This is a genomic window from Dryocola sharpae, from assembly GCF_051307055.1.
Taxonomy (GTDB): Bacteria; Pseudomonadota; Gammaproteobacteria; order Enterobacterales; family Enterobacteriaceae; genus Dryocola.
The window spans coordinates 2,928,664-2,953,106 of sequence record NZ_CP149994.1; the positions used below are offsets into that span (position 1 = coordinate 2,928,664).

Here is a 24,443-nt window from a genome sequence, read left to right on the forward strand (position 1 = left end):
TCAGACGACAGCATGCGGATTATTCGTCCGCGTCGTCCGCCACATCGTCATCGCTTTCTGCAAGCGGTGCGATTTCATCATCGCCTTCCGCCACGGTGCCGTCGATGGCATCCAGCTCTTCTTCATCCACCGGCTCAGCAACGCGTTGCAGGCCGACCACGTTTTCATCTTCCGCCGTGCGGATAAGAATAACGCCCTGGGTGTTACGACCGACCACGCTCACCTCAGAGACGCGGGTACGAACCAGCGTGCCTGCATCGGTGATCATCATGATCTGGTCGGTATCTTCCACCTGTACCGCGCCAACGACGCTGCCGTTACGCTCGGTCACCTTGATGGAGATAACGCCCTGCGTCGCACGCGACTTGGTTGGATACTCGTCCGCCTCGGTGCGTTTACCGTAGCCATTCTGCGTAACGGTGAGGATAGAGCCTTCGCCACGCGGAATGATCAGAGAAACTACCTTGTCCTCACCTGCAAGCTTGATACCGCGAACACCCGTTGCGGTACGGCCCATGGTACGAACGGCGTCTTCTTTAAAGCGCACCACTTTACCGGCGGCCGAGAACAGCATCGCTTCATTGCTGCCGTCCGTCAGGTCAACGCCAATCAGCTCGTCGCCCTCGTTGAGATTAACGGCGATGATGCCTGCGGAACGCGGACGGCTAAAGTCTGTTAACGCGGTTTTCTTCACGGTACCGCTTGCGGTGGCCATGAACACGTTAATGCCTTCAGCGTATTCGCGTACCGGCAGGATAGCGGTGATACGTTCGTCAGCCTCCAGCGGCAGAAGGTTAACAATCGGACGACCGCGGGCGCCGCGGCTCGCTTCCGGCAGCTGATAAACCTTCATCCAGTACAGGCGACCACGGCTGGAGAACAGCAGGATCGTATCGTGGGTGTTGGCGACCAGCAGGCGGTCAATAAAATCTTCTTCTTTAATACGTGCGGCAGATTTACCTTTACCGCCGCGACGTTGCGCTTCGTAATCGGTCAGCGGCTGATATTTCACATAGCCCTGGTGAGACAGGGTGACCACCACATCTTCCTGGTTGATCAGATCTTCAATGTTGATATCGGCGGTGTTCGCCGTGATTTCGGTGCGGCGGTTATCCCCGAACTGATCGCGCATGGCTTCCAGCTCTTCACGGATAACCTCCATCAGGCGTTCTGCGCTGCCCAGGATATGCAGCAGCTCGGCGATTTGCTCCAGCAGCTCTTTGTATTCGTCGAGCAGCTTTTCATGCTCAAGGCCGGTCAGCTTCTGCAGGCGCAGATCCAGAATCGCCTGAGCCTGCTGTTCGGTCAGGAAGTACTGGCCGTCGCGAATACCGAACTCCGGCTCCAGCCACTCAGGGCGGGCAGCGTCATCACCGGCACGCTCCAGCATGGCGGAGACGTTGCCCAGATCCCATGACCTGGCAATCAGACCCGCTTTTGCTTCTGCGGCATTCGAGGAATGACGAATCAGTTCGATAATCGGATCGATGTTAGCCAGCGCAATCGCCAGGCCTTCAAGGATGTGGGCACGATCGCGAGCTTTACGCAGTTCAAAAATAGTACGGCGGGTCACTACTTCACGGCGGTGACGCACGAACGCGGAAAGAATCTCTTTCAGGTTCATGATCTTCGGCTGGCCCTGGTGCAGGGCAACCATGTTGATGCCGAAAGAGGTTTGCAGCTGAGTCTGGGAGTAGAGGTTGTTCAGCACAACTTCGCCTACCGCATCGCGTTTGATTTCGATAACGATGCGCATCCCGTCTTTATCGGACTCATCGCGCAGGGCGCTGATGCCCTCAACGCGCTTGTCTTTCACCAGCTCGGCGATTTTTTCGATAAGACGCGCTTTGTTAACCTGATACGGAATTTCGTGAACGATGATAGTTTCACGGCCCGTTTTGGCGTCGGCTTCCACCTCCGCGCGCGCGCGGATATAAATTTTGCCGCGCCCGGTACGGTACGCTTCCTCAATGCCGCGACGGCCGTTGATGATGGCGGCCGTTGGGAAGTCGGGGCCCGGGATGTGCTCCATCAGCCCTTCTACGCTGATGTTTTCATCTTCGATGTAGGCCAGACAGCCGTTGATCACTTCGGTGATATTATGCGGCGGAATGTTCGTTGCCATCCCCACCGCGATACCGGACGAACCGTTAACCAGCAGGTTCGGGATCTTGGTTGGCATAACATCCGGAATTTTCTCGGTGCCGTCATAGTTATCGACGAAATCCACCGTGTCTTTTTCCAGGTCGGCCATCAGTTCGTGGGCGATTTTCGACATACGGATTTCCGTATAACGCATCGCTGCGGCGGAGTCGCCGTCGACAGAACCGAAGTTACCCTGGCCGTCGACCAGCATATAACGTAAGGAGAATGGCTGCGCCATACGGACGATGGTGTCATAAACGGCGGTATCACCATGAGGGTGGTATTTACCGATTACGTCGCCAACGACACGGGCGGATTTTTTGTATGCTTTGTTCCAGTCATTGCCCAATACGTTCATGGCGTATAGTACGCGACGGTGTACCGGCTTGAGTCCATCGCGGACATCTGGCAGTGCGCGGCCGACAATAACCGACATCGCATAATCCAGATACGAGCTCTTCAGCTCTTCCTCAATGTTGACCGGTGTAATTTCTCTGGCAAGGTCGCTCATGTAACCGCTATCCCTCTACTGTGTCCCGGATTCAAAGGTCGCAAATTATAACACAAGCGCCGCGCGGGGGGGAAACCTGAACGCGTTTCCACGGCGCTTTATTCGCCGCCGCGGGCTGATATACTTCCCGTTCGTAACGAGCAAGGAGTGAGAGTCCCTATGAATGCCGAAAACCAACCGGTAACCCAGAACGTCGACCATGAAGAAATCGCTAAATTCGAAGCCGTTGCGTCGCGCTGGTGGGATTTAGAAGGCGAATTTAAACCGCTGCACCGGATTAACCCGCTGCGCCTGGGCTATATCAACCAACGCGCGGGCGGCCTGTTTGGGAAAAAGGTGCTTGATGTAGGCTGCGGCGGAGGCATCCTCGCTGAAAGTATGGCGCGTGAAGGGGCAAACGTAACCGGGCTGGACATGGGGTTTGAACCGCTGCAGGTGGCACGCCTGCATGCGCTGGAAAGCGGTATTGAAGTGGATTACGTGCAGGAGACGGTTGAACAGCATGCCGATAAGCACGTCGGGCTTTATGACGTTGTCACCTGCATGGAAATGCTGGAGCACGTGCCCGACCCGCAATCCGTGGTGAAGGCCTGCGCAAAACTGGTGAAACCGGGCGGCCACGTATTTTTCTCCACGCTTAACCGCAACGGTAAATCCTGGCTGATGGCCGTTGTCGGCGCCGAATATATCCTGCGCATGGTGCCAAAAGGCACGCATGACGTTAAGAAGTTCATCAAGCCTGCCGAGCTGCTGGCCTGGGTTGACGGCACGCAGCTGCGTGAGCGCCACATGACCGGGCTGCACTTTAACCCGCTGACTAACAAATTCAGCCTCGGCCCGGGGGTGGATGTTAACTATATGTTGCACACGGCAGGCTAATTAATCCGCGCTTCATAGGTTAAGACTATGGATTTTGCGCAGCATCAGGTTGCGCAATTATCCATTAAGTTTAAGAAATCAGCACTCGATCAAAAATATCATTTTTTTTGCATCCCATTGACATTGATACAGGCCTTATGTGCCGTGGACTTAGCGAAATCCCGCCTGCCGCAACATCAAATCCCCGCCAAAATCAATACTTGTTCTCAGCCGATTAGTTACTAGAATACTCACCATATAGCGGTCAATTATTCCCGAACCCCCTACATATAGTAATTATCCACAAGGTTAGCCACAAGCCGACGACTGTGGATAAACGGGGGAAAACTCATTTCACGGACAGGTACAACTCACATGAATCAGAGTCTGCTGGTTACAAAACGTGACGGTCGAACCGAGCGCATTAATCTGGATAAAATCCATCGTGTTCTCGATTGGGCCGCCGAGGGACTGAACAACGTCTCCGTTTCACAGGTCGAGCTTCGTTCTCACATCCAGTTTTATGACGGCATTAAAACCTCTGATATTCATGAGACTATCATCAAGGCTGCCGCCGATTTAATTTCCCGTGAAGCGCCGGACTACCAGTATCTTGCCGCCCGTCTGGCCATCTTCCACCTGCGTAAAAAAGCCTACGGCCAGTTTGAGCCGCCAAAGCTGCACGATCACGTAGTGAAAATGACCGAGCTGGGCAAATACGATCGGCATCTGCTGGAAGACTACACGGAAGAAGAGTTCGCGCAGATGGACGGTTTTATCGACCATGAACGCGACATGAGCTTCTCCTACGCGGCGGTTAAGCAGCTGGAAGGGAAATACCTGGTCCAGAACCGCGTCACCGGCGAAATCTACGAGAGCGCGCAGTTCCTTTATATTCTGGTCGCCGCCTGCCTGTTCTCCGGCTACCCGCGTGAAACCCGTCTGAGCTACGTGAAGCGCTTCTACGATGCGATTTCCACCTTCAAAATTTCTCTGCCAACGCCAATTATGTCCGGCGTGCGCACCCCGACTCGCCAGTTCAGCTCCTGCGTGCTGATCGAGTGTGGCGACAGTCTGGACTCCATCAACGCCACCTCCAGCGCCATTGTGAAATACGTTTCCCAGCGCGCCGGTATCGGCATCAACGCCGGCCGTATCCGCGCGCTGGGCAGCCCGATTCGCGGCGGTGAAGCGTTCCATACGGGTTGTATCCCGTTCTATAAGCACTTCCAGACGGCGGTAAAATCCTGCTCTCAGGGCGGCGTTCGCGGCGGCGCAGCCACGCTGTTCTACCCGATGTGGCATCTGGAAGTTGAAAGCCTGCTGGTGCTGAAAAACAACCGTGGCGTTGAAGGCAACCGCGTCCGCCACATGGACTACGGCGTGCAGATCAACAAGCTGATGTACACCCGCCTGCTGAAAGGCGAAGAGATCACGCTGTTCAGCCCGTCCGACACGCCGGGACTGTACGATGCGTTCTTCGCCGACCAGGATGAGTTTGAACGCCTGTACACTAAATACGAAAAAGACGACAGCATTCGCAAACAGCGCGTGAAAGCGTCCGAGCTGTTCTCCCTGATGATGCAGGAACGCGCTTCCACCGGCCGCATCTATATTCAGAACGTTGACCACTGCAACACCCACAGCCCGTTCGATCCGGCTATCGCACCTGTGCGCCAGTCCAACCTGTGTCTGGAAATCGCGCTGCCGACCAAACCGCTGAATGACGTGAATGACGAAAACGGCGAAATCGCGCTGTGCACGCTCTCGGCCTTCAACCTCGGCGCAATTAAAAGCCTGGACGAGCTGGAAGAGATGGCGGTGCTGGCGGTGCGCGCGCTTGATGCCCTGCTGGACTACCAGGATTACCCAATTCTGGCGGCGCAACGCGGCGCAATGGGCCGCCGCACGCTGGGTATCGGCGTGATTAACTTCGCTTATTATCTGGCGAAACACGGCGTGCGTTACTCCGACGGCAGCGCAAATAACCTGACGCATAAAACCTTCGAAGCCATTCAGTTCTACCTGCTGAAAGCTTCCAACGAGCTGGCGAAAGAGCAAGGCGCCTGCCCGTGGTTCAACGAAACCACCTACGCGAAGGGCATTTTGCCGATCGACACCTACAAAAAAGACCTGGATGCGATCAGCAACGAACCGCTGCATCTCGACTGGGAAGGGCTGCGCGAGTCCATCAAAACTCACGGCCTGCGCAACTCCACGCTTTCGGCGCTGATGCCGTCTGAAACCTCATCGCAGATTTCCAACGCGACTAACGGTATTGAGCCGCCGCGCGGCCATATCAGCATCAAAGCGTCCAAAGACGGCATTCTGCGTCAGGTCGTGCCGGATTACGAAGAGCTGAAAAACAGCTACGAGCTGCTGTGGGAGCTGCCGAACAACGACGGCTATCTGCAGCTGGTCGGTCTGATGCAGAAATTTATCGACCAGTCGATTTCGGCCAACACCAACTACGATCCGTCACGCTTCCCGTCAGGGAAGGTGCCGATGCAGCAGTTGCTCAAGGACCTGCTCACCGCCTATAAATTCGGCGTAAAAACGCTGTACTATCAAAATACCCGTGACGGCGCGGAAGATTCGCAGGACGACCTGGCGCCTTCAATCCAGGACGACGGCTGCGAAAGCGGCGCATGTAAAATCTAACGCCAAATCCCCTCACCTCGCTGAGGGGATTTTTTCGACGTACAACAGGATTTGACCTCATGGCTTACACCACCTTTTCACAGACGAAAAACAACCAGCTTGCTGAGCCGATGTTCTTTGGCCAGCCGGTAAACGTGGCACGCTACGACCAGCAAAAATATGACATCTTCGAAAAGCTGATCGAAAAACAGCTCTCCTTCTTCTGGCGTCCGGAAGAGGTGGACGTGTCCCGTGACCGCATTGACTATCAGGCCCTGCCGGAACATGAAAAGCACATTTTTATCAGCAACCTGAAATACCAGACGCTACTCGACTCCATCCAGGGCCGCAGCCCGAACGTGGCCCTGCTGCCGTTGATTTCTATTCCGGAGCTGGAGACCTGGGTTGAAACCTGGGCGTTTTCCGAAACGATCCACTCGCGTTCCTACACGCATATCATCCGCAACATCGTCAACGACCCGGCGATTGTGTTTGACGATATTGTCACCAACGAGGAGATCAAGAAGCGCGCCAAGGATATCTCTGGCTACTATGACGATCTCATTGAGATGACCAGCTACTGGCATCTGCTGGGCGAAGGCACGCATAACGTCAACGGCAAAACCGTCACCGTTAACCTGCGCGCGCTGAAAAAGCAGCTTTATCTCTGCCTGATGAGCGTTAACGCGCTGGAAGCGATCCGCTTCTACGTAAGCTTTGCCTGCTCTTTCGCCTTCGCCGAGCGCGAGTTGATGGAAGGCAACGCCAAAATCATCAAGCTGATCGCCCGCGACGAAGCGCTGCACCTGACCGGCACCCAGCACATGCTGAACCTGATGCGCTCCGGCGAAGACGATCCGGAAATGGCGGAAATCGCCATCGAATGTCGTCAGCAGTGCTACGACCTGTTCGTACTGGCGGCTGAACAAGAGAAAGAGTGGGCAAGCTACCTGTTCCGCGACGGCTCGATGATTGGCCTGAATAAGGACATCCTGTGCCAGTATGTGGATTACATCACCAATATCCGCATGCAGGCCGTTGGTCTGGATCTGCCGTTTAAAACCCGCTCTAACCCAATCCCGTGGATTAACGCGTGGCTGGTGTCGGACAACGTGCAGGTTGCGCCGCAGGAAGTGGAAGTCAGCTCTTATCTGGTCGGTCAGATCGATTCCAATATCGACGCCGACGATCTGAGCAATTTCCAGCTCTAGGCTATGAGCCGGATTACGCTTCGCATCACCGGCGCGCAGTTAATGTGCCAGCAGGAGCACCCTTCCCTGCTGGCGGCGCTGGAACATCACCAGATCGCCGTTGAATACCAGTGCAGAGAGGGCTATTGCGGCTCCTGTCGCATCAGGCTGATAGCGGGCGAGGTCAAATGGCTTACCGAGCCGCTGGCCTTTATCCAGCCCGGTGAGATTTTGCCCTGCTGCTGCCAGGCGCAGGGCGATATTGAAATCGAGATGTAAAAAGGGCCGCTTAGCGGCCCTTGAGTCTGGTGAGGAATACTTTTTATAAACCTCTATAAATTGAAGCCGCTCTTTCGCTTATCACCCGGCAAAAATCAATCCATTTCGTATCTATATGTATCGCACCGCAATAACATTTAAGCTCATATAACAGCATGTTAAACAGAGGTTAAAATAAAGATGGAAAAGCTAGGGGACATAAACGGAACGACACGATTACAAAAATATATGGATTTTTCTAAATTTGTAGACTTAATTAATACAAAAAACATATTCCTTTCAAAAGCATCCTGCTTTGAAGATAAAACTGAAGGGAGCTTAAGTTTAGCCTTTGAAATTCTACATAATGGATTTGCAGAAATTCTGGACAATGCTTTATGTAACGTATTCCCAACAATTGACGCACCAACTGAAGAAGAAAGGAAAAACAAAAAGAAAATACAGGATGAGTTTGATTCAAATTACGATAATCGAAGTTATCCAACACCCTTTGGACAATTATATGAAAAAGAAATAAACTTCGATGATTATGTAAGTAAACATAGAGAGTGGATTGACGTTACCTGCTGGCATGCAGAACAAAATAAAAAAGAAAATATGGCAATGTGGAAGATATATGGAGGCGCGCACAATTCTGTATGTATACTAACCGACGTTAACAGGTTAGAACGTAACATCGTCACCCCTGAAAACAATAAACTTACCATTGCTAAAGTTGAATATATCAGCCACTTAGCAGATGAATTCAAATACGAACATGTCTTAGCACCATTCACACATAAATCAGGTTTTTATGAATATGAAAAGGAAGTGCGAATAATTGGTTATAGTCCTAATAGAAACCTCGCAGAAAACAGAGTTGATTCAGGCACCACAATAAAAATAATTGATATAAACGATTTAATAGAAGAAATAAGAGTCTCTCCCTTTGCTCCTGATTGGTTTTTTGAACTGGTTAAATCTATTTGCCATAAATATTCTTTAAGCATCCCGGTAAATCGCTCCCAAATACATGGAACAGTTTGATATAAAGTCTATAACTAAAAGGGCCGCTTAGCGGCCCTTTTAGTTTACCTACTGCTTCTGCTGCAAGAACTGCACGCCCTTATCCGGGAAATCGGTAAACACGCCGTCTACTCCCGCCTTGTTGTACAGCATGTCAAACAGCTGATTTACGTTACTGACGTACTCCGGCAAAGCGTCCGCACGCACGGTGTATGGATGCACCGTCAGATTACTGTCGTGCGCTTCCTTCACCATCGCCGTGAGCTTCACGTTGCCTTTTGTAGACCCTTCCGCCACCAGCATATGATAGTCAGGCCCGATACCGTCGGCATACCGGGCAATCTGCTTCATCGCGCCGGGTTTGAACATCCAGTCGTAGCTGTAGTTGACCCACCTGCCGTCAGTCTGCTGCTGCTGGGTTTCGTTCCAGTCGGTATAAGCAATGAGCTGCACCAGCTTCAGATCCATGCCCAGCCTCGGCTCCAGCGTGGTTTTAATGCGCTGGAGTTCCTGCGCGTCAAAGCACTGCAAATAGACCTTATCCTGCTTGCTGGTGTAACCGTACTGCCTGAGCACCGCTAAAGTCTTCGCAGCGATATCCTTGCCTTCCTGGTGATGGAACCACGGCGCTTTTATCTCCGGATAGATACCGATGTTCTTACCGGAGGAATGGTTCAGCCCCTGCACGAACTCAATCTCTTCTTCAAAGGTATGAACCCGGAAGTCAGATTTACCCAGCGGGAAGCGTCCCGGAAAGGTCTGGACCGGCTTGCCGTTCTCGATGTCAAAACCCTCGGTAAACTTCAGGGACTTGATCTCATCGAGCGTGAAATCAATCGCGTAATAGCGGCCGTCTTTACGTGCCCTGTCGGGGAAGCGCTGAGCCACATCGGTAACGCGATCCAGATAGTGGTCATGCAGCACCACCAGCCTGTCGTCTCTGGTCATCACCAGATCCTGCTCGAGGTAATCCGCGCCCTGAGCGTAAGCCATCGCCTTCGCGGGCAGGCTATGTTCCGGCAGATAGCCGCTGGCCCCGCGATGGGCAATCACTATTTTTTCAGCGGCCTGGGCGAAAGCGCCGGCGGTTGCCACCAGCACCATGCCCGCGAGTATCGATTTTGCAAACATACCCACAGGCTCCTCTTAACCGTTTTTGGCAAGCTTGTCATGATGATGCTTATTCTCACCGATCATCACGATAAGCAGCAGGATCACCGCCAGCACGCTGCCGCCGATCATCACCATAAAGCCGCCGTCCCAGCCGAAGAAGTCAACGGTGTAACCGACGATGGCGCTTGCCGCAACCGAGCCGCCCAGGTAGCCGAACAGACCGGTAAACCCTGCCGCCGTGCCCGCCGCCTTTTTCGGCGCCAGCTCAAGCGCGTGCAGGCCAATCAGCATCACCGGGCCATAAATCAGGAAGCCGATGATTATCATGCAGGCCATATCAACCCCCGGATTGCCCGGCGGATTTAGCCAGTACACCACCGTCGCAATCGTCACCAGCGTCATAAAGAACACGCCCGTCGCGCCGCGGTTCCCGCGGAAAACTTTGTCCGACATCCAGCCGCAAAGCAGCGTGCCCGGGATCCCCGCATACTCATAGAGGAAATAGGCCCAGGAGGATTTATCCAGCGCGAAATGTTTCACCTCTTTAAGGTAGGTCGGGGACCAGTCGAGGATGCCGTAACGCAGCAGATAAACGAAGACGTTGGCGATAGCGATGTACCACAGCAGGCGGTTCGGGAAAACGTACTGCATGAAGATCTGTTTCGCCGTCAGCTCCTCTTCCGCTTTTTCGCTATAGTCGTCCGGGTAATCGTTTTTGTACTCTTCGATGGGCGGCAGACCGCAGGACTGCGGCGTATCGCGCATTAAACCAAAAGCGATCAGCGCCACGAGAATGGCCCCGAAAGCAGGCATGTACAGCGCGGCGTGCCAGTCGTTGAACCACGCCATCCCGAGCAGGAAGAGTAAAGGCGGAAGCCCGCCGCCGACGTTGTGCGCGCAGTTCCAGATTGAAACGATGCCCCCGCGCTCCTTCTGCGACCACCAGTGCACCATGGTGCGCCCGCAAGGCGGCCACCCCATGCCCTGGAACCAGCCGCATAAAAACAGCAGCACAAACATCACCGCAATGCTGGAGGTCGCCCAGGGCACGAATCCCATAAACAGCATGACGGCGGCCGCCAGAATGAGCCCCGCGGGCAGAAAGACCCGGGGGTTCGAGCGGTCAGAAACGGCTCCCATAATAAACTTGGAAAAACCGTAGGCGATGGAAATCCCGGAGAGCGCAAAGCCCAGGTCGCCACGCGAGAAGCCCTGCTCCACCAGATACGGCATCGCAAGGGTGAAGTTTTTACGCACCAGATAGTAAGCGGCGTAGCCGAAGAAAATTCCCATAAAGATTTGCCAGCGCAGGCGTCGATAGGTTGGGTCGATGTGCTCCGCCTTCAGGCGTGGCTGATGCGCTGCGGGTTTGAAAATACTTAGCATAAAGCCTCCGTGGCCATTTTTTGTTAAGCAATGTTCTTTTGCGAGCGCATAGTAATGATTATCATCACCTTTTTGTGTGAAATAACGCACATCACGTTACATTTTTATTACAAATTAGCGAAATGGTGCATCATGTCACACCATGCTTTCGTTATTCGTTCGTTTTTGTTCGATATAAAACATCGCCCTCTGGCGCAGAGGCTTTCTTCGGGAGAGGAATTTGACACAGAAGAGTGAGGAAAACTGCGGAGGGCAGCCACCAATAAATGCGAGCACCTGATTTCCTTGCCGGCTCAGGCGCTCGCCTGAGGCTTAGCTTTCAATGGCTCCGACGATATCAATCCAACCGTGTTCGGCGGCCACGTCCCAGCCGTTGAGCCAGCGGCGCAGCATATTTAGCGCCATCATGGCGCACACTTCCTGACGAACGCGCAAACCGTGGCGGTTGACGTTAAATTTCACGCATAAAGCGTGCGTGCCCGCTGGAGTGTGCAACGCGAAGTTAAGAAGATCGTCATTCATGGAACCGACTACCAGCGCCAGATCGCACCCCGCCTGCGCGGCCAAATCTTTCGCCCGGCTGGCTGTCTCAGAGAGCGACTCAGTCACCGGCGACAAAACGCTGCTGTCGCCGAGCGGGACTCCGGCGCCGGAGAGCTGCAGACAAAGCAGGCCCGCGGTAAACTGCTCGCTGACGGCGATGCTCAGCCCTTTCGCTTTTATGCGCCCGGCAAGCTGCGCGGGCAGGCCTTCCGTCCCCTCAAAAATTGCGCTTTCACCCGCCACACGCCGCACTTCCGGCCAGACGGCCTCCATCTCTTTGCGCAGGCTGGCAGGCCCGGTCAGCTTCAGCTCAATCACCGGCATAGACGAGCGATAGCCCATCACCACGCCAGCCGGTAAAGCAAGCGGCTCAAGGCGCTGCGCAAGCTCGCTCTCCGAACGTCCGAACGTTGTCAGGCGCAGACAAACCGGCGGCTCGGGCAGCGTGAAGCGTTCGCGCAGGCGCGGCATGATTTGCTTATCCACCATCACCTTAAATTCAGACGGCACGCCGGGCGTGAAGAACATCAGGCAGCGATTCAGCTGCATGGCGAAGCCGCAGGCCGTGCCGACCGGGTTGTCGACCATTTCGCTGTTCGCCGGGATCTGCGCCTGCTTACGGTTGCTCGGCGCCATTACGCGCCCGCGGCCGGAGAAGAAGTTCTCCATGTGCGTAAGCCATTCTTTATGTTCGATAAGCTCAACGCCTGCGGCCGTTGCCGCCGCCTGCGCGCTCAGGTCATCGCTGGTCGGCCCAAGCCCGCCGTTAACGATAAGAATATCCGCATGCTCGCTGCGCTCTTTTAATACCGAAACTAAATCTTCGAGGCTGTCGCCTACCGTATTGCGGCGCGACATGGGCAAGCCCTGGTTGAAAAGATAATCGGCAAGCCAGGCGGCGTTGGTATCAACGATTTGCCCGTACAGCACTTCGTCGCCGGTAGAGAGCATTTCCACTTTTATCATCGCTTTACTCCGTGGGAAGGTAACGATTCACTATACCTCAAGCGGAAAGGGATGGAGGGGGAAATACCAGGGCCACGACAGGACGCCGTGGCCGGAGGGATCAGAACGCGGCGCTTACGCCCACGTACGGACCGTCTGCAATTGCGTTATCCCGATCGCCGTCTTTGCCTTTCAGGCCGATATAACGGTAGCCGCCGGTAACCGTGACTGGACGCATAATTGTCCAGCTCACGCCTGCGCTTGCTTCCTGGTAATCTTTCACGCCGCTGGAGAGTGAATCAGGAGAATAGTAGTAGTTGCCAAAGATGGCGAAGCTGTCAGAAACAGGCCATTTCAGGCCGCCGCCAACGGCTACCGCGTAACCCTCATCGCCATCTTTTGGATTCAGGTAAATGCCTTTCCCGCCCACGGTGCCCATCAACGGACCCAGCGGAACATTGAGACCCAGGCCCAGACCCGCCACGTCGCCGTCATCATCGTTATGCGCATAGTTGCCCGTTACAGCAAGGCCGCTGGTTTCGGTACCAAAACCCACGCCCACATTAGTATATTTCTCGCCCGCTTCACCGCTGATGCTGATGGCGTTGGCGGTAGCGGAAACCAGCGCTAAGCCGGCGATACCGGCCATGATTAGTTTGTTCATTCCTTGGATCCTGAATAAAGAAAAAGGGTAATCCCGAAAAAACGCAGATTGTACAGGCAGCCACTGCGTATTCAACGCTTAGAGAAAGCGATTGCGGGTTTGTTTGTAAGCAATTGAAAACGATCTGCATTTGCATCACAGGAGCAAGGAATAGCCGCGACAGAAAGTTTCAGCCTGGCCTTTTCAGCGAGGTGCATCCGGCATATGGCGCGGGCGCTGCCAACGCGCTGAAAGCGTTAAAAGAAAGCTAAGCCGACACCGGCGGCGCCGGGAGGTTTGTCGTCAGCCCCGCCTTTTTTATATCGCCAGTAATTTTATACGCACCAGTAATCCGCCTGATGTCGGGCTACGCAGCAGATCCGGACGCGTACTATGCAAGCGTGCGATATCATTGACCAGCGCCAGCCCTAACCCTGCCCCGCTTTGTTCTGCCGCATTATCAAGACGATGGAAAGGCAGCAGGGCGGAGCGTACCCGATCGGCATCAATCCCCGGCCCGCTATCTTCGACCTCAAGCCACACCTCCTGCCGCTGCGCCCCGTTTGCGGTCACTTTAATAGTGACGATGCCGCCTTCAGGGGTATATTTAAGCGCGTTATCCAGCAGGTTTGCGCACATTTCCGCCAGCAAAACAGGCTCACCCATGACGCCTGCCGCCGACAAACCTTCATAGCCCAAATCGATCTGTTTACTGCGCGCCTGGCTCAGCCTTGAGAAACAGCTCGCCTGGGCCACGTCCACCAGATTTACCGGCTCCAGCGCCTGGCCTGCCGATTTGTCCGTGCGGGTTAAGCGAGAAAGCTGCAGCAGGCGATCGGTTAAAACGATGGTGTTATCAAGCGTTGAGGACATGGCCCGCAGACTTTCTCGCCACAGCCGCGGTTCGCGGCTGTTCAGAGCAACGCCCGCCTGGGTTTTGAGCACCGTCAGCGGCGTTTTGAGCTGGTGAGAGGCGTCGGCGTTAAAGCGCGTTTGCCGATCGATAAGCCCCCGTAGGCGCTCGATATAGCGATTGAAAGAGAGGACGAGCAGCCGGGTTTCCGACCACGGCAGGATATCGGGCAAAGGCGTTAAGTCGTCCGGCGCACGCCGCCCCATAATGCGTGAAAGTCGGCGCACGGGTTTTAGCACCCGGCGCAACAGGCCGTAGGCCAGGGTTAACGTCAATAGCACCAGCCCGCCCTGCGTCAAGGAGGCGGAAAGCAGTAGCTGGCCCGCCAGATAGCGCCGCGAGAGCAGCGTTTCAGCGACCACTATCTGCGCCATCCCCGTTACGCCGCCTTCGTTCACCGGCTGCAAAAAGCGCGCGACGCGCAAAGGCTGGCGCTGATAAACCGCATCATAAAACCACGCCAGCGCGGGATAAAGCTCGGTGCGGGGCGTAGCCCGGGGCATAGCAGGCAGGTCGTCATAGCCAGAGATAACCCGCCCGCTGGTGTCGGTGACCTGGTAAAAAAGCCGGTCGTTCATGTTCAGTTCGAAGCTGTCCAGCACTACCCAGGGCACGTCAACTTCCAGGTGCCCATGGCGAACCACCAGCCGCTCGGCCACCGTCCTCGCCGAAGCCAGCAGCGTTCTGTCATAGGCCTGGGTCGCCGCATTCATCGCGCTTAAGTAGCTGCTGTAAGCGGAAAATGCCCAGAGCACAACAAGCGGCAATCCCAGAAACAACAGCAGCTGCCCGAACAGCGATTTAGGTTTCATTGCCCTCATCATGGGTGCCTTTCCAGCACATAGCCCAGCCCGCGCAAGGTGGTGATCTGCACGTCGCTGCTAAGCATTTTTTTGCGCAGGCGATGAATATACAGCTCGATGCTTTCCGGGTTGGCTTCATCGCCGAGACTGAATACCTGTTCAAAAAGCTGCTGCTTCGATACCGGGCGCGTGCGGCGGTACATCAGCACGGTCAGAATGGTCTGCTCGCGCGGAGTCAGCGCCAGCGGTTTGTCGTTAAGAAGAAAATAACCTTCCGGATGCAGCGCCAGCGATCCAAGCTGCTGCTGTTCATGTATTTGCCCCTCGCTGCGCCTGATGAGCGCCCGTATCCGCGCATCCAGCTCCTCCAGTTCAAAAGGCTTCGGCAGATAGTCATCCGCCCCCGCATTAAGCCCTTTCACACGATCGGCAACCGCGCCGTGGGCCGTCAGTAACAGCACCGGCAGCGACTGGCCTCGTTTACGCATGCGCTGCAGCACATCAAGCCCGTTCAGCCGCGGCATGCCGATATCCAGCACCGCCACGGCATAGGTTTCATTCTGTAAAAGGTGATCGGCCGCCTGACCGTCAAAAACGCAATCAACGGCAAATCCTGCCTGCACCAGCGCTTTATCCAGCCAGTGAGCCAGCTCACGGTTATCTTCCGCCAGTAAGAGACGCATATCACATCCTGTAAAGTTTCTGCCGCCATGAAAGGGAAATGAAAGGTTAGTGTTTTAACAATTGCGCAACCGAACTACTACAAAGTGGTTCACATAACGCGAAACACCCGGCGGCTTTTTTTGATCTGAGGATGAATATGAACCGTACCCTGCTCTGCACGTTTAGCGCTACAGCCCTGCTGCTGTCGGCTTTCTCCGTCCCGGCGGCGCAAGTTCCTGACCGTACCGAATGTATCGCTCCGGCCAAGCCCGGCGGCGGATTTGACCTGACCTGCAAGCTCATCCAGGTCAGCCTTCTGGATACCGGCGTGCTCGAAAAACCGATGCGCGTAACCTACATGCCCGGCGGCGTGGGGGCGGTGGCCTATAACGCCATTGTCGCCCAGCGGCCTGCGGAAGCTGGCACCGTGGTGGCGTTTTCGGGCGGATCGCTGTTAAACCTGTCCCAGGGGAAATTCGGTCGCTATGGCGTGGATGACGTACGCTGGCTGGCGAGCGTCGGCACCGATTACGGCATGATTGCGGTACGGGCTGATTCGCCGTGGAAAGATTTGCCGTCCCTGATGGCCGCGCTGGAAAAAGATCCCAACAGCGTGGTATTCGGCGCCGGCGCTTCCATCGGTAGCCAGGACTGGATGAAAACGGCGCTGCTGGCGCAAAAAGCGAAAGTTGATCCTCACAAAATGCGCTACGTCGCGTTCGAGGGAGGCGGCGAACCCGTGACGGCCTTGATGGGCAATCATGTACAGGCGGTTTCCGGCGACCTGAGCGAGATGGAGCACTATCTGAACGGCGACAAGCTGCGCGTGCTGGCCGTCTTTTCTGACCAACGCCTGCCGGGCAAACTGGCAAAAATCCCTACCGCTAAAGAGCAGGGATTCGATCTTGTCTGGCCCATTATTCGTGGCTTTTATGTCGGGCCGAAGGTCAGCGACGCTGAATACCAGTGGTGGGTTGAGACCTTCAAAAAGCTTCAGCAAAGCGAAGACTTTAAAAAGCAGCGCGATCTGCGCGGGCTGTTTGAATTCAATATGACCGGCCAGGCGCTGGACGAGTACGTCAAAAAACAGGTGACGGGCTATCACGAGCAGGCCAAAGCCTTTGGGCTGGCTAAGTAGCCGGGAGGCATGATGAGCGATCGTATATTTGCCGGCATCTGGATTGCGCTCTGTGTCGCCGGGCTGTTTATCGGCTGGCAGATACAGAGTGAATATAGCTACGAACCCGTTGGGCCGCGTCCGTTTCCGCTGGCTATTATCGGCCTGATGTTAATTTGCGCCGTGTTAATGCTGCTGCGCCATCCGGACGTTGTTGAATGGCCGGGACGCCGGGTATTGCAACGGCTGCTGGTGCTGGTGGTGGCGCTGGGCTGCTATGCGTGGGGATTTGAATGGCTGGGCTTCCCGCTGGCGACGGCGCTGATTACCTTCTGCATTGGCCTGCTGTTCGGCGCCACCGTTCCGGCGGCCGCCCTTTCCGGGGTGGCGTTGGGCGGAGCTTTATTCTACGCCTTTGACCGCCTGCTTGACGTAGCCCTGCCCACCGGCTTTTTGCTGAGTTAACGGAGGATTTATGGATACCTGGTTCTATCTCTCGCAGGGATTCGCCGTCGCCCTGACGCCTGAAAACCTGATGATTGCCCTGATTGGCTGCTTTGTCGGCACTATCGTCGGGCTGCTGCCGGGGCTCGGCCCGATTAACGGGGTGGCGATTCTCCTGCCGCTGGCGTTTGCCCTCAAGCTGCCGCCGGAATCAGCGCTTATTCTGCTGGCAACGGTGTATATCGGCTGCGAATACGGCGGGCGCATTTCATCCATTCTGCTTAACGTTCCCGGCGATGCCGCCGCCATTATGACCGCGCTGGACGGCTATCCGATGGCGAAGCAGGGCCGCGGCGGCGTGGCCCTGTCTATTTCCGCCGTCAGTTCGTTTATCGGCTCGATGGTAGCCATCTCAGGTATTATCCTCTTCGCCCCTCTGCTTGCCCGCTGGTCGCTGGCTTTTGGCCCGGCGGAATACTTCGCGCTGATGGTTTTCGCCATCGCCTGCCTCGGCAGCATGATGGCGCAAAACCCGCTGAAATCCTTCCTGGCGGCGTTAATCGGGCTGGGACTGGCGACTGTTGGCGTAGACGCCAACACCGGCGTCTATCGTTTTACCTTTGACAGCGTCCACCTCTCCGACGGCGTGCAGTTTATCGTCGTGGTTATCGGCCTGTTCTCGGTTTCCGAGATCCTGTTGATGCTGGAAAGCACCAGCGGCGGCCAGGTACTGGTACGCAAAACCGGCCGCAAGATGTTCAATATGAAGGAGGCAGCGCAGTGCACCGGCGCGACGCTACGCTCGTCGGTGATCGGCTTTTTTGTCGGCATCCTGCCCGGCGCCGGAGCAACCATCGCCAGCGCCATTACCTACATGACAGAGAAAAAAATCAGCGGCAACAGCGAAAGCTTCGGCCAGGGCGATATCCGCGGCGTCGCCGCCCCCGAAGCGGCCAACAACGCCTCCGCCTGCGGCTCGTTTATCCCGATGCTTACCCTCGGCGTACCGGGTTCAGGCACCACTGCGGTGATGATGGGGGCGCTGACGCTCTATAACATCACGCCGGGTCCGGCGATGTTTACCGAACAACCCGATATCGTCTGGGGCCTCATCGCCTCGCTGCTGATCGCCAACGTGATGCTGCTGATAATGAACCTGCCGCTGATTGGCCTGTTCACTCGTATGCTGACGATCCCGCTGTGGTTCCTGGTTCCCGCCATTGCCGCCGTTTCTGCGGTAGGCGTGTACGCGGTGCACAGCACAACCTTTGATTTATTGCTGATGGTCGGGCTGGGCGTATTCGGCTACGTTCTGCGGAAAATGCATTTTCCTATGTCGCCGTTAATTCTCGGGTTTGTGCTGGGGGAAATGCTGGAGCAGAATCTGCGCCGCGCGTTGTCTATCAGCAACGGCGGCCTGAATATTCTATGGGAAAGCGGCGTGGCGAAAAGCCTGCTGGCGATGGCGATCCTCGTCATTGTCGTTCCGCCGGTGCTTAAGCGGATCCGTCGCCAGCGTAAAGCCGCCGTGGAGATAAGTTAAGAGGGGAACCGAATGCTTAGCTCCCGCTTTTGCGCGTCGCGCACCAGGCCTGTATCGCTCTGCGTGAAATTTTAATGCCGCCCTGCCTGAGCGAATCAGGCAGGCGCAGCCAGCGCACAGGCTGCTGAAAACGCGCCAGTTTTTCCTGCACCCAGCTTTCGAGCTGGCTTAAATCAAATTCCGCATCCGCCTCAATCACCGCCACGGGGCGATGGCCAAATTCGGCGTCTTCAACGGGCACAACAAACGCCTGTTCCACAGCGGGGTGAGCCGCCAGCACGCGCTCGATTTCTTCCGGCTGGATGCCTTCGCCGCCGCTGAAGAACTGGTTATCAAGACGCCCGACGATGGTTAAACGCTGGCCGTTTAATACGCCTCGATCGCGGGTGCTGAACCAGCCATGCTCATTGAGCAAGGGAACCAGCTTACCCTCCTGCCAGTAGCCGCTGGCGAGGCTCGCGGCCCGTATCCACACTTCCTGCCCGACGATTTTCACTTCTCTTCCAGGCAGCGCTTCGCCAACGTCCGGCAGGCCGTCCGCACGCTTGGCGCATACCGTAGACGCCAGTTCGGTTAAGCCGTAGCCGCACCAGCAGTGCACCCCGCGCGCCTGCGCCGCCTCGGTTAGCTCAACCGGAATTGCCGCGCCGCCGAGCAACACCTCACGCAAGCTCAGCGGCTGGGATTGCGCAAGCAGGCGCCAGAGCTGAGTTGGCACGAGCGAAGCATGGGTGCATCCCTTAAGCGCCTCGTTAAGAGGAAGCAGATCGCGCACCGCCATGCCTCCGCCGGCAAGCAGCCAGCGCCACAAAATTCCCTGCCCGGAAACGTGATACAGCGGCAGCGATAAAAGCCAGCTATCTTCCTGTCCGTAGTTCATCACGGACAAAACGCCCGCAGCGCTGGCAAGATGCGCCTCGCTTGTATGCACCGCCGCCTTTGGCAAGCCGCTGGAGCCGGAGGTTAACGTCATGGAAGCCAGCCTGTCGGGCCGCCAGTTAACCTGCCAGGCATCGCCTGGCGTGACGCTGAGCGAGGCATAGCCGGGAACGGATGACGCTGAAGCCAGCGCCAGCGCATGGCTGATGGTTAAACCGGGGAGCAGCTGCGTAAGCAAAGTATCCGGCAGCTGAGGATTAAGCGGCAGAACGCGCGCGCCGCATTGCAGCAAGGCCAGCCAGCAGAGCACGGCTTCTGCGCTGTTCTTTGTCCTTAAGGCAACGCCCTGCCCTTCGCGAACGCCCTGCTGCCGGAATCCTCCGGCCAGCGCATCGACGCGACGGCAAAGCGTTTGCCAGTCGAGAGTTTCATCCGTGAGCTTTAAAGCCGGCGATGCTCCGCGACAGGTTGCCCAGTGCTGCCAGGGCCAGGTGACAAAATTCATATAACGCGCTCAAGGTCGTCGGCTTGCCGGCAGGGCAAAGGGCTGTCCGGCCACTGGCGTACCAGCTGCGCCTGCATCAGCGAAAGCGTATCCAGGCCCGGAATGGTCTGCGGCGTAAGCCAGGCGGCAATGCGCGCCAGCTGGGTTAAACCAAGGCTTGATTCGACAGACGAGCTGATGACAGCCGTTAATCCCAGCGCATGAGCCTTTTCAACCTGCTCGCGCACCTTCGTGAGGCTGCCGGTAAGCGTCGGCTTAATCACCACGGCGCTCAAACCCGGCTCTGCGGCAAAGACAAAATCCGCTTCGCGCAGGCTTTCATCCCAGGCGATAGCGATGCCCGTTTCACGAGAGAACTCGCGGGACTGCTCGCGGGTTTTGCACGGTTCTTCGATAAAGGCGATGCGCGGCCGCAATTGCGGATTAACGTATCTGGCAAACTGCTGCGCTTTTAACGGCGTCCAGCCACGATTGGCGTCTAAGCGCAATCGCAGATCGGGTACGGCTTCCAGCAGAAGATTAACGACCATGCCGTCGCGCACGGCTTCGTACAGGCCGACTTTCACCTTCGCCACCTTTTCGCCGGGCATCGCTGCCAGCATGGCGAAGAGTTCATCCGGGTCGCCGGTGCAAAGCGGCGCGGCACGATAATCGGCTGCCTCTGGCAGTTCGCCGCTGAGTTCCGCCAGCGCGCAGCTAAGACCAAAGGCTACGGACGGTATTTCAGGTAGTTCAGCTTCGGAACCAGTCTGCCAGGCCGCGAGCCATTCCAGCGCCGCGGCCTTTGCCTCTTCCACCGTTTCAACGCTAAAGCCCGGCAAGGGCGATATCTCGCCCCAGCCTTGTTTATCGCCCTGCGTCAGACGCACCAGCAGACCGTCGCGCGTTTTCAGGCGCCGCTCGCGCAGCACCACGCCTGCATCCATCGGCACCAGAAAGCGCCACAGCCCTACGCTTCGCATTACGGGTTCCGTTTAAATTTGCTGAAGTCCGGCTGGCGTTTCTGGTTAAACGCGTTGCGTCCTTCCTGGCCTTCTTCGGTCATGTAGAACAGCATGGTGGCGTTACCCGCCAGCTCCTGCAGTCCCGCCTGACCGTCGCAGTCCGCGTTCAGCGCGGCCTTCAGGCAGCGCAGCGCCATCGGGCTGTTTTGCAGCATTTCGCGGCACCAGCGCACGGTTTCTTTTTCAAGTTCGGCGACGGGCACCACGGTGTTAACAAGGCCCATATCCAGCGCCTCTTTCGCGTCGTACTGGCGGCACAGGAACCAGATTTCACGCGCCTTTTTCTGACCGACGATGCGGGCCATATAGGACGCGCCCCAGCCGCCGTCAAAGGAGCCCACTTTTGGGCCGGTCTGGCCGAAGATGGCGTTTTCCGCCGCAATGGTCAGGTCGCACATCATGTGCAGCACGTGGCCGCCGCCGATAGAGTAGCCGGCAACCATCGCGACGACAGGTTTAGGACAGGTACGGATCTGACGCTGGAAATCCAGCACGTTCAGATGGTGGGTGCCGCTCGCATCCTGATAGCCGCCGTAGTCGCCGCGCACCTTCTGATCGCCGCCGGAGCAGAAAGCTTTCTCCCCTTCGCCGGTCAGGATGATGACGCCGATATTGTCGTCATAGCGGGCATCGGCCAGGGCGCCGATCATCTCTTTGACGGTCAACGGGCGAAAAGCGTTGCGCACTTCCGGGCGGTTAATGGTGATTTTTGCAATGCCGTCCGTAGATTTGTGGTAGCGGATATCGCTGTAACCTTCCGAGCAGTCCTGCCACTCAATCGGGGCGTAAAGCATTTGTTCATCAGGATAAATCATGGTGTCTCCTCAACAGGTTGACGCAATAAAGTCAGCAGGCAGGAGCGAAACGCCGCAGGGTTTTCCCTGTGCGCGTTATGCCCGGCCGCGGGAATAAGATGGGGTGAGAGGTTCAGGCTTTCCGCCACGGTGCGGAATTTTTCATCCCGCTCGCCACAAAGATAATGAAAAGGAACGCGCAGCGTCTGTAAGCGCGCACGCAGGTCGGGCTGGACGCCAAGCGAGGTGGATTCAAGCATTACGGCGAGCGACGCGGGATTATTCTGGCAGCGCAGCGTGATTAACTCGTCCCGCTCTTCGTGGGTCAGCGAGCTGAATACCGGCTGCTGATACCAGGCCAGCAATACTTCATCAAGCGGCTCCTGCCGGAAACGCTGCGCCCAGCGGCGGTCCGCCGCCCGTCTTTTTTTGCGGGCATCACGATCGGCCAGACCGGGATTGCCGCCTTCAACAATTAATCCACGCAATCCGGTATTTTCCCCATGACAGGCGTGATACATCGCCACGCGGCCGCCGAGGGAGTAGCCCACCAGCAGGTAGTTAAGTATGTTGTAACTAAGTAGCGTTTTACGCAGCAGGTCGTCGACGGCAGCAAATCCACTCGCGGTTATAGCAGCCGACTGGCCATGGCCGGGCAAATCCACGCGTAGCTGCGGCCAGTCGGCAAAGGCTTCGTGAAAGCGGGCCCACTCCTGCACGCTGCCCAAAAAGCCGTGCAGCCAGACCAGGCACGGCAAATCAGCCCGGCGGCCAGAGGCGGCTACGGCGTGCAAAATCATGCCTGGCTAACCTGCGCAAGCAGGTGCTGCAGCGTCTGCGCGCCGTCCGTTTCCGGCACGGTGATTTCGACGATGGTGGCCTGCGGCCAGAGCCATGCCCGGCTCACCACCTCCTGCAGTTCGCTCCACGATCCCGGATTGTAATAAGTCAGGCTGAACATCGCCGCCGCGTGGGCAAAGTTCACATCCTGCGGCATGCAGTAAAAACGTTCGCGCTCCTGCACGGGCGTTGGAAGGAGCGAGAAAATTTGTCCGCCGTTGTTGTTTACGATAAGCAAGACAAAGGGCGCGGAAACCGTGCGGAGCAACGCCAGGGAATTCATGTCGTACAGCGCGGAGAGATCGCCAACGATCGCAAGCGTGGAACGGGCGGTGGCGCGCTGTACGCCGGCGGCAGTGGATAATAATCCGTCGATGCCGCTCGCCCCCCGGTTGCTGTATACCGGATAGCCCGCGGGCAGCTGTGCCAACGCATCGACAAGCCGCACCACCAGGCTGTTGCCGACAAAAAGCTGCCCCGCCTCCGGCAGCAGCTCAGGCAGGCGGGCGGCTACCTGCGCTTCACCAAATTCAGCGGTGCCGAGAGCGACGGCGTCCTGAGCAAGACGCGCCAGCGGCGCCAGCTTTTCTGCCCAGGCAGGACGTTTTTCGGCAGGATGCAGCTCCAGCCAGTCAGCGATACTGCATACTAAACGGCGGCCGCGATGGTTAGCGGGATCGAGCCTGCCGGGGAGCGAGTCGACTAACCAGTACTCTTCCGGCGTGCAGGTTGCCTGCCACTGCAGGGCGCGTTTGCCCGTCAGGCTGCCGCCAAACTGGATAATAATTTGCGCGCGCGCCAGCTCCGTCGTCGCGTGGCTGTTACTCAGCCAGAGATCGGCGCAGGGCAAAGGCTGCCCGGTTTGCGAAAGCACGTCGCCTATCAGCGGCCAGCCGAGCATTTTTGCCCAGGCCGCTACCCGCTCGCCCTCTTCCGCACTCATGCGTCCGGCCACCACAACGCCACGTTTCTGCCGCCAGAAAAACCAGTCGCGCTGCTTGACGATTTCACGGCCGTAGGTTTCCCGCAGCCAGGGTTTATCGCTCTGCCACCAGTCTCCCAGCGCTTTCTGCCAGCTGATACCGGCGTCATCCGGCGCGCCGTAAAGCGGCTCCGCAAAGGGGCAATTGATATGCACGCCGCCGCCCGTTTGCTGGCCCAGGGCGCTGTCGATGGTGGAAACCAGCCAGCTCGCGGGGATATCCTGCGTGGGCCGGGGCAGGTTCACGCTGAGGGCTGGATGCGAGCCAAACATACCCGGCTGACGGATAGCCTGATTTGCGCCGCAGTCGATAAGCTCCGGCGGCCGGTCCGCCGTTAGCAGAATTAATTTTTCACCGGTAAGCCCCGCCTCGATCAGCGCCGGATAGAGATTAGCTACCGCCGTGCCGGAGGTGACGATCACCGCGACAGGCTGGCCGCTGGCTTTCGCCAGGCCAAGTGCGAGATGCCCTAATCCGCGCTCATCAAAATGGGTATGGCAAATAAAAGCCGGATTTGCTGCGGCCGTTAAGGTCAGCGGCGTTGAGCGCGAGCCTGGGGCAATGCAGACGTGGCGCACGCTGTGGCGGGTGAGCGCTTCAAGGATCACCTGCGCCCAGCGGCGGTTAAAAGAGCTTATCGACATGTTCAGGTCCTGAGTCAATTTTGCTGACTCATTATAATTATTGCTGGAGTGAA

At 56.8% G+C, this 24,443-nt stretch carries 20 protein-coding genes; 8 read left to right on the forward strand and 12 right to left on the reverse strand.

Going from position 1 to position 24,443, the window contains the following annotated elements; translation table 11 throughout:
- Nucleotides 1-19: 19 nt before the first annotated feature.
- Entirely contained in the window at nt 20-2,656 is a 2,637-nt protein-coding gene (gyrA, locus tag WLO31_RS13955) for a DNA topoisomerase (ATP-hydrolyzing) subunit A (RefSeq protein ID WP_435927211.1), read from the reverse strand.
- Nucleotides 2,657-2,815: 159 nt separating this feature from the next.
- On the opposite strand from gyrA, the gene ubiG reads away from it, so the two are divergent.
- The 5 genes from ubiG to WLO31_RS13980 all read left to right on the forward strand — a co-directional run bounded on the left by ubiG (nt 2,816) and on the right by WLO31_RS13980 (nt 8,649).
- A complete protein-coding gene (gene ubiG / locus WLO31_RS13960; protein WP_435927212.1) occupies nt 2,816-3,535 on the forward strand; it encodes a bifunctional 2-polyprenyl-6-hydroxyphenol methylase/3-demethylubiquinol 3-O-methyltransferase UbiG in 720 nt (239 codons plus the stop codon).
- Nucleotides 3,536-3,889: 354 nt separating this feature from the next.
- Nucleotides 3,890-6,175 carry a class 1a ribonucleoside-diphosphate reductase subunit alpha gene (nrdA, locus tag WLO31_RS13965; RefSeq protein ID WP_435927213.1) on the forward strand — a complete coding sequence of 762 codons (2,286 nt, stop codon included), beginning with the start codon at nt 3,890-3,892 and terminating at the stop codon, nt 6,173-6,175.
- A gap of 59 nt (nt 6,176-6,234) precedes the next feature.
- Nucleotides 6,235-7,365 carry a class Ia ribonucleoside-diphosphate reductase subunit beta gene (gene nrdB / locus WLO31_RS13970; RefSeq protein ID WP_435927214.1) on the forward strand — a complete coding sequence of 377 codons (1,131 nt, stop codon included), beginning with the start codon at nt 6,235-6,237 and terminating at the stop codon, nt 7,363-7,365.
- Between the two features lie 3 nt (nt 7,366-7,368).
- Entirely contained in the window at nt 7,369-7,623 is a 255-nt protein-coding gene (gene yfaE / locus WLO31_RS13975) for a class I ribonucleotide reductase maintenance protein YfaE (protein WP_435927215.1), read from the forward strand.
- 180 nt (nt 7,624-7,803) lie between these two features.
- Nucleotides 7,804-8,649 carry a hypothetical protein gene (locus tag WLO31_RS13980; protein ID WP_435927216.1) on the forward strand — a complete coding sequence of 282 codons (846 nt, stop codon included), beginning with the start codon at nt 7,804-7,806 and terminating at the stop codon, nt 8,647-8,649.
- A 48-nt stretch (nt 8,650-8,697) separates the two neighbouring features.
- On the opposite strand, the gene glpQ is transcribed toward WLO31_RS13980, so the two are convergent.
- From glpQ to tctD, 6 genes are all read right to left on the reverse strand, one after another.
- Nucleotides 8,698-9,759, reverse strand: a complete 1,062-nt coding sequence (gene glpQ, locus WLO31_RS13985; protein WP_435927217.1) for a glycerophosphodiester phosphodiesterase — start codon at nt 9,757-9,759, stop codon at nt 8,698-8,700.
- A 15-nt stretch (nt 9,760-9,774) separates the two neighbouring features.
- Complete coding sequence (gene glpT, locus WLO31_RS13990) at nt 9,775-11,127, reverse strand: glycerol-3-phosphate transporter (protein ID WP_435927218.1); 1,353 nt, start codon at nt 11,125-11,127, stop codon at nt 9,775-9,777.
- A gap of 312 nt (nt 11,128-11,439) precedes the next feature.
- A complete protein-coding gene (locus WLO31_RS13995) occupies nt 11,440-12,636 on the reverse strand; it encodes a nicotinamide mononucleotide deamidase-related protein YfaY (RefSeq protein WP_435927219.1) in 1,197 nt (398 codons plus the stop codon).
- Between the two features lie 100 nt (nt 12,637-12,736).
- Nucleotides 12,737-13,279: a YfaZ family outer membrane protein gene (locus WLO31_RS14000; protein ID WP_435927220.1), complete on the reverse strand. Its 543-nt coding sequence runs from the start codon at nt 13,277-13,279 to the stop codon at nt 12,737-12,739.
- 297 nt (nt 13,280-13,576) lie between these two features.
- The gene (locus WLO31_RS14005) at nt 13,577-14,992 is read right to left on the reverse strand and encodes a sensor histidine kinase (RefSeq protein ID WP_435930614.1); all 1,416 of its coding nucleotides are present in this window, start codon (nt 14,990-14,992) and stop codon (nt 13,577-13,579) included.
- Nucleotides 14,992-15,657, reverse strand: coding sequence for a transcriptional regulator TctD (tctD, locus tag WLO31_RS14010; RefSeq protein ID WP_435927221.1), 666 nt, complete (start codon nt 15,655-15,657; stop codon nt 14,992-14,994). Before tctD ends, WLO31_RS14005 begins: the two co-directional genes overlap by 1 nt.
- 137 nt (nt 15,658-15,794) lie before the next feature.
- Between tctD and WLO31_RS14015 the strand changes: the two genes are divergently transcribed.
- From WLO31_RS14015 to WLO31_RS14025, 3 genes are read left to right on the forward strand one after another with little or no spacing between them, the layout of a single operon-like run.
- Nucleotides 15,795-16,775 carry a Bug family tripartite tricarboxylate transporter substrate binding protein gene (locus WLO31_RS14015; RefSeq protein WP_435927222.1) on the forward strand — a complete coding sequence of 327 codons (981 nt, stop codon included), beginning with the start codon at nt 15,795-15,797 and terminating at the stop codon, nt 16,773-16,775.
- A 12-nt stretch (nt 16,776-16,787) separates the two neighbouring features.
- Nucleotides 16,788-17,219, forward strand: a complete 432-nt coding sequence (locus WLO31_RS14020; RefSeq protein ID WP_435930615.1) for a tripartite tricarboxylate transporter TctB family protein — start codon at nt 16,788-16,790, stop codon at nt 17,217-17,219.
- Between the two features lie 10 nt (nt 17,220-17,229).
- Nucleotides 17,230-18,741: a tripartite tricarboxylate transporter permease gene (locus WLO31_RS14025; protein ID WP_435927223.1), complete on the forward strand. Its 1,512-nt coding sequence runs from the start codon at nt 17,230-17,232 to the stop codon at nt 18,739-18,741.
- 16 nt (nt 18,742-18,757) lie between these two features.
- On the opposite strand, the gene menE is transcribed toward WLO31_RS14025, so the two are convergent.
- Genes menE through menD form a run of 5 tightly spaced genes read right to left on the reverse strand, consistent with a single transcriptional unit; the run spans nt 18,758 to nt 24,390 of the window.
- Nucleotides 18,758-20,125 carry an o-succinylbenzoate--CoA ligase gene (gene menE / locus WLO31_RS14030; protein ID WP_435927224.1) on the reverse strand — a complete coding sequence of 456 codons (1,368 nt, stop codon included), beginning with the start codon at nt 20,123-20,125 and terminating at the stop codon, nt 18,758-18,760.
- Nucleotides 20,122-21,087, reverse strand: a complete 966-nt coding sequence (menC, locus tag WLO31_RS14035; RefSeq protein WP_435927225.1) for an o-succinylbenzoate synthase — start codon at nt 21,085-21,087, stop codon at nt 20,122-20,124. The genes menE and menC overlap by 4 nt, the downstream gene beginning before the upstream one ends.
- The gene (gene menB, locus WLO31_RS14040) at nt 21,087-21,944 is read right to left on the reverse strand and encodes a 1,4-dihydroxy-2-naphthoyl-CoA synthase (protein WP_435927226.1); all 858 of its coding nucleotides are present in this window, start codon (nt 21,942-21,944) and stop codon (nt 21,087-21,089) included. The genes menC and menB overlap by 1 nt, the downstream gene beginning before the upstream one ends.
- Nucleotides 21,941-22,723: a 2-succinyl-6-hydroxy-2,4-cyclohexadiene-1-carboxylate synthase gene (gene menH, locus WLO31_RS14045; protein ID WP_435927227.1), complete on the reverse strand. Its 783-nt coding sequence runs from the start codon at nt 22,721-22,723 to the stop codon at nt 21,941-21,943. Before menH ends, menB begins: the two co-directional genes overlap by 4 nt.
- Nucleotides 22,720-24,390 carry a 2-succinyl-5-enolpyruvyl-6-hydroxy-3-cyclohexene-1-carboxylic-acid synthase gene (gene menD, locus WLO31_RS14050; protein WP_435927228.1) on the reverse strand — a complete coding sequence of 557 codons (1,671 nt, stop codon included), beginning with the start codon at nt 24,388-24,390 and terminating at the stop codon, nt 22,720-22,722. The genes menH and menD overlap by 4 nt, the downstream gene beginning before the upstream one ends.
- Nucleotides 24,391-24,443: the final 53 nt, after the last annotated feature.

What these genes read in the sequence shown, in the direction of transcription:
- WLO31_RS13995 (WP_435927219.1), bottom strand. Translation starts at nt 12,636, where the DNA reads ATGATAAAAGTGGAAATGCTCTCTACCGGCGACGAAGTGCTGTACGGG.
- glpQ (WP_435927217.1), bottom strand. Translation starts at nt 9,759, where the DNA reads ATGTTTGCAAAATCGATACTCGCGGGCATGGTGCTGGTGGCAACCGCC.
- nrdA (WP_435927213.1), top strand. Translation starts at nt 3,890, where the DNA reads ATGAATCAGAGTCTGCTGGTTACAAAACGTGACGGTCGAACCGAGCGC.
- gyrA (WP_435927211.1), bottom strand. Translation starts at nt 2,656, where the DNA reads ATGAGCGACCTTGCCAGAGAAATTACACCGGTCAACATTGAGGAAGAG.
- yfaE (WP_435927215.1), top strand. Translation starts at nt 7,369, where the DNA reads ATGAGCCGGATTACGCTTCGCATCACCGGCGCGCAGTTAATGTGCCAG.
- menD (WP_435927228.1), bottom strand. Translation starts at nt 24,390, where the DNA reads ATGTCGATAAGCTCTTTTAACCGCCGCTGGGCGCAGGTGATCCTTGAA.
- WLO31_RS13980 (WP_435927216.1), top strand. Translation starts at nt 7,804, where the DNA reads ATGGAAAAGCTAGGGGACATAAACGGAACGACACGATTACAAAAATAT.
- menE (WP_435927224.1), bottom strand. Translation starts at nt 20,125, where the DNA reads ATGAATTTTGTCACCTGGCCCTGGCAGCACTGGGCAACCTGTCGCGGA.
- ubiG (WP_435927212.1), top strand. Translation starts at nt 2,816, where the DNA reads ATGAATGCCGAAAACCAACCGGTAACCCAGAACGTCGACCATGAAGAA.
- WLO31_RS14020 (WP_435930615.1), top strand. Translation starts at nt 16,788, where the DNA reads ATGAGCGATCGTATATTTGCCGGCATCTGGATTGCGCTCTGTGTCGCC.
- WLO31_RS14005 (WP_435930614.1), bottom strand. Translation starts at nt 14,992, where the DNA reads ATGAGGGCAATGAAACCTAAATCGCTGTTCGGGCAGCTGCTGTTGTTT.
- menH (WP_435927227.1), bottom strand. Translation starts at nt 22,723, where the DNA reads ATGATTTTGCACGCCGTAGCCGCCTCTGGCCGCCGGGCTGATTTGCCG.
- tctD (WP_435927221.1), bottom strand. Translation starts at nt 15,657, where the DNA reads ATGCGTCTCTTACTGGCGGAAGATAACCGTGAGCTGGCTCACTGGCTG.
- WLO31_RS14000 (WP_435927220.1), bottom strand. Translation starts at nt 13,279, where the DNA reads ATGAACAAACTAATCATGGCCGGTATCGCCGGCTTAGCGCTGGTTTCC.
- WLO31_RS14025 (WP_435927223.1), top strand. Translation starts at nt 17,230, where the DNA reads ATGGATACCTGGTTCTATCTCTCGCAGGGATTCGCCGTCGCCCTGACG.
- nrdB (WP_435927214.1), top strand. Translation starts at nt 6,235, where the DNA reads ATGGCTTACACCACCTTTTCACAGACGAAAAACAACCAGCTTGCTGAG.
- WLO31_RS14015 (WP_435927222.1), top strand. Translation starts at nt 15,795, where the DNA reads ATGAACCGTACCCTGCTCTGCACGTTTAGCGCTACAGCCCTGCTGCTG.
- menB (WP_435927226.1), bottom strand. Translation starts at nt 21,944, where the DNA reads ATGATTTATCCTGATGAACAAATGCTTTACGCCCCGATTGAGTGGCAG.
- glpT (WP_435927218.1), bottom strand. Translation starts at nt 11,127, where the DNA reads ATGCTAAGTATTTTCAAACCCGCAGCGCATCAGCCACGCCTGAAGGCG.
- menC (WP_435927225.1), bottom strand. Translation starts at nt 21,087, where the DNA reads ATGCGAAGCGTAGGGCTGTGGCGCTTTCTGGTGCCGATGGATGCAGGC.